This is a genomic window from Micromonospora yasonensis, assembly GCF_026013475.1.
Taxonomy (GTDB): domain Bacteria; phylum Actinomycetota; class Actinomycetes; order Mycobacteriales; family Micromonosporaceae; genus Micromonospora; species Micromonospora yasonensis.
The window spans coordinates 1-2,682 of record NZ_JAPDPH010000408.1; the positions used below are offsets into that span (position 1 = coordinate 1).

Below are 2,682 nucleotides of genomic sequence, written 5' to 3' on the forward strand. Positions count from 1 at the left end.
CCACCGCCGCGAGCGCCACGGCGAGCCAGGCGGCGGCGAACGCGTCGGCGAACCCCGCCACGTCCGCTTCCGGATCCAGCCGCAACGCGACGTACATGACGACGGCCTGCACGGACACGCCGATGATGAGGGCGCCGAGCCCGCCGAGGGCGGTGGCCAGGGCGAACAGCAGCGGCCGCAGGACCGCGCCGATCGCGGCGATCAGCCCGACCAGCCACAGGGTCGCGACCAGGCCGCTCGCGGTGACCCCCGGCAGCAGCCACAGCGTCGTACTGAGCACCACGAACGAGGTGACCATGCTGCGCAGCAGCGCCCGGAGCCGGGCGACGGTCGGCCGGTAGTCGCGCAGCACCCCCAGGCCGACGCGCACCGGCTGGGGCAGCGTCCGGTGCTCCCCGGCGTCCGCGTCCGGCTCCATTCGACTCACAATGCCACACCCGGTCAGCCAAGATCGACAAGCGGTGAGCCGGAGTGCCGACAGGCTCGCCGGCACGTGCCGTGCGGTGCCGAGCCGGACCCGGCCTGGCGACCCGCGTATAAGCCTGACTAAAGTCAGGTATATGAGCTCGGAGTTCATCGCCACCGTGCGGCGGTTCAACCGGACGGTCACCCAGCGGGTGGGCGCACTCGACGACCAGTACATGTCCCGCGACCGGCCCCTCGCCCAGGCGCGGCTGCTGTGGGAGATCGGCCCCGGCGGCACCGAGGTCGCGTCGCTGCGGGCCCGGCTCGGGCTGGACTCCGGGTACCTCAGCCGGCTCCTGCGCACGTTGGAGAGCGACGGGCTCGTCACGGTCGGCCCGGCCGGCCAGGCCGGCGGCGACGGGCGGGTACGGGTCGCCGCGCTCACCGAGGCCGGCCGGGCGGAGTGGGCCGAGCTGGACGAACGCTCCGACGAGCTGGCGCGGTCCATTCTCGAACCGCTCAGCGGCCAGCGCCGCGAGCGCCTCGTCGCGGCGATGGCCGAGGTGGAACGGCTGCTGGTCAGCTCGATGGTGGTCATCGAGCCGTGCTCACCGGGCGATCCGCGCGCCCGGGCCGCCGTTCGGGCCTACGCCCGTGAGATCGCGCAGCGGTTCGACGACGGCTTCGACCCGGCACTCAGCAGGCCCGTCCGCGACGAGGACCTCGTCCCACCAGCCGGCCTGTTCCTGCTCGCCACCCTCAACGGCGAGCCCGTCGGCTGTGGCGCGATCAAACTCCACGCGGGCGCACCCGCGGAGATCAAGCGGGTCTGGGTTTCGGACGGCGTACGCGGGCTCGGGATCGGCCGACGGCTGCTCGACCAGCTTGAGGGGCACGCCGCCGAGGGTGGCTGGACCGCCGTCCGGCTGGACACCAACCGCAACCTGACCGAGGCGATCGCCATGTACCGCGCCGCCGGCTACCGGGAGATCGAGCCGTACAACACCGAGCGCTATGCGCACCACTGGTTCGAGAAGCGCCTGCGCTGACCAGCGGCTTCGGACGATCGCCAGCAAAACGATCTAGACCGTACGTATCTGGATTTCAGGCCCCTGATCTGGGATTATGGGGAGGAGCCGGACCAGACGTGAGCTGCGGCGCATGGGCGGTTCGGATGAGTCTTCCGCTCCCACGGACAGCGCGGTCACGGAGCGAAACCTGAATCCGCAGACCGAGGCTGCACGAGCCGGATCAAGCAGATCATCGAACGCGGCCGTGGCCGGTCCTGTCCGCTGTCGCTTCACCCGTCACGTGGCTGCCGCCGCTGGCTCGCGGCGCAGTGCGCGACATGTCCGGCGGGCCCTACCCCGAAAGGGAGACGAATGCACTGTCAACTCGCCGGCAAGAACGTCATCGTCACCGGGGGCACCCGGGGGATCGGTCGGGGCATCACCCTCGGGCTGGCCGCCGCCGGGGCGAACGTGGTCGCCTGCTATCGGACCGAGGGCGAACACGTCGAAGCGCTCGCCCAGCAACTGAAGGGAATGCCGGGCATTCACCGGCTGATCCGGGCCGACGTGACCGACGCGGAGAATGTCGAGCGGCTCGTCGACGAGGCCCGGAGCAGCCACCGGAAGCTGCACGGCCTGGTGCACAACGCGGGGGTGATCAGCCCGGTCGCGTTCGGCGAGCTGACGCCCCAGGAGTGGCACCGCGTGGTGGACACCAGCCTCACGGCGGCCTACCTCATCATCAACAAGGCCCTGCCGCTGATGGTCGGCGGGTCCTCGGTGGTGGCGATCGGTTCCCGTTCGGCCTCGATCGGGATCCCGGCGCGGGCGCACTACACCGCGGCGAAGGCCGGGCTCGTGGGGCTGATGCGCTCACTGGCCAAGGAGCTGAGCCCGCAGGGCATCCGCGTCAACGTGGTGGCCCCCGGCATGATCGAGACGGAGGAGGCGGCGCGAAGCGCGTCCGCGGAGCGGCAGGCGTACGTCGAACGCCACGCCAAGAGGATCGCGCTGGGGCGCTACGGGCGGCCCGAGGAGGTGGCCCACGCCGTGATCTTCCTCCTCAGCGACCAGGCCTCCTACATCACCGGGGAGACGCTGCGGGTCGACGGAGGCGTGTGAGCTCGTGACGCCGGGGCGGGCGCCACCGGACGGCACGCGCCCGCGCCCGGGCGGCCCTCGCCGTCCAGGTGGGTGCGCAGCTCGTCATCGGTGGGCTCGACCAGGAAGCTGCCGTCCGGCCACAGCAGGGTGGGAATGCGCCGGC

The 2,682-nt window shown here is 71.8% G+C and carries 3 protein-coding genes and 1 pseudogene; 2 read left to right on the forward strand and 2 right to left on the reverse strand.

Translation table 11 applies throughout. From position 1 onward, the window contains the following. The coding region (locus tag ONA70_RS35820) for a phage holin family protein (protein ID WP_265010907.1) at positions 1-418 on the reverse strand (418 nt) is incomplete at its 3' end. Between the two features lie 142 nt (positions 419-560). On the opposite strand from ONA70_RS35820, the gene ONA70_RS35825 reads away from it, so the two are divergent. Both ONA70_RS35825 and ONA70_RS35830 read left to right on the forward strand, forming a co-directional pair. Next, positions 561-1,454, forward strand: coding sequence for a bifunctional helix-turn-helix transcriptional regulator/GNAT family N-acetyltransferase (locus ONA70_RS35825; protein WP_265010908.1), 894 nt, complete (start codon positions 561-563; stop codon positions 1,452-1,454). Positions 1,455-1,787: 333 nt separating this feature from the next. Next, complete coding sequence (locus ONA70_RS35830) at positions 1,788-2,537, forward strand: SDR family NAD(P)-dependent oxidoreductase (protein ID WP_265010909.1); 750 nt, start codon at positions 1,788-1,790, stop codon at positions 2,535-2,537. Here the strand turns inward: ONA70_RS35830 and ONA70_RS35835 are convergent. Then, a pseudogene (locus ONA70_RS35835) lies at positions 2,495-2,682 on the reverse strand (hypothetical protein); the annotation flags it as partial. The gene ONA70_RS35830 and the pseudogene ONA70_RS35835 overlap by 43 nt on opposite strands.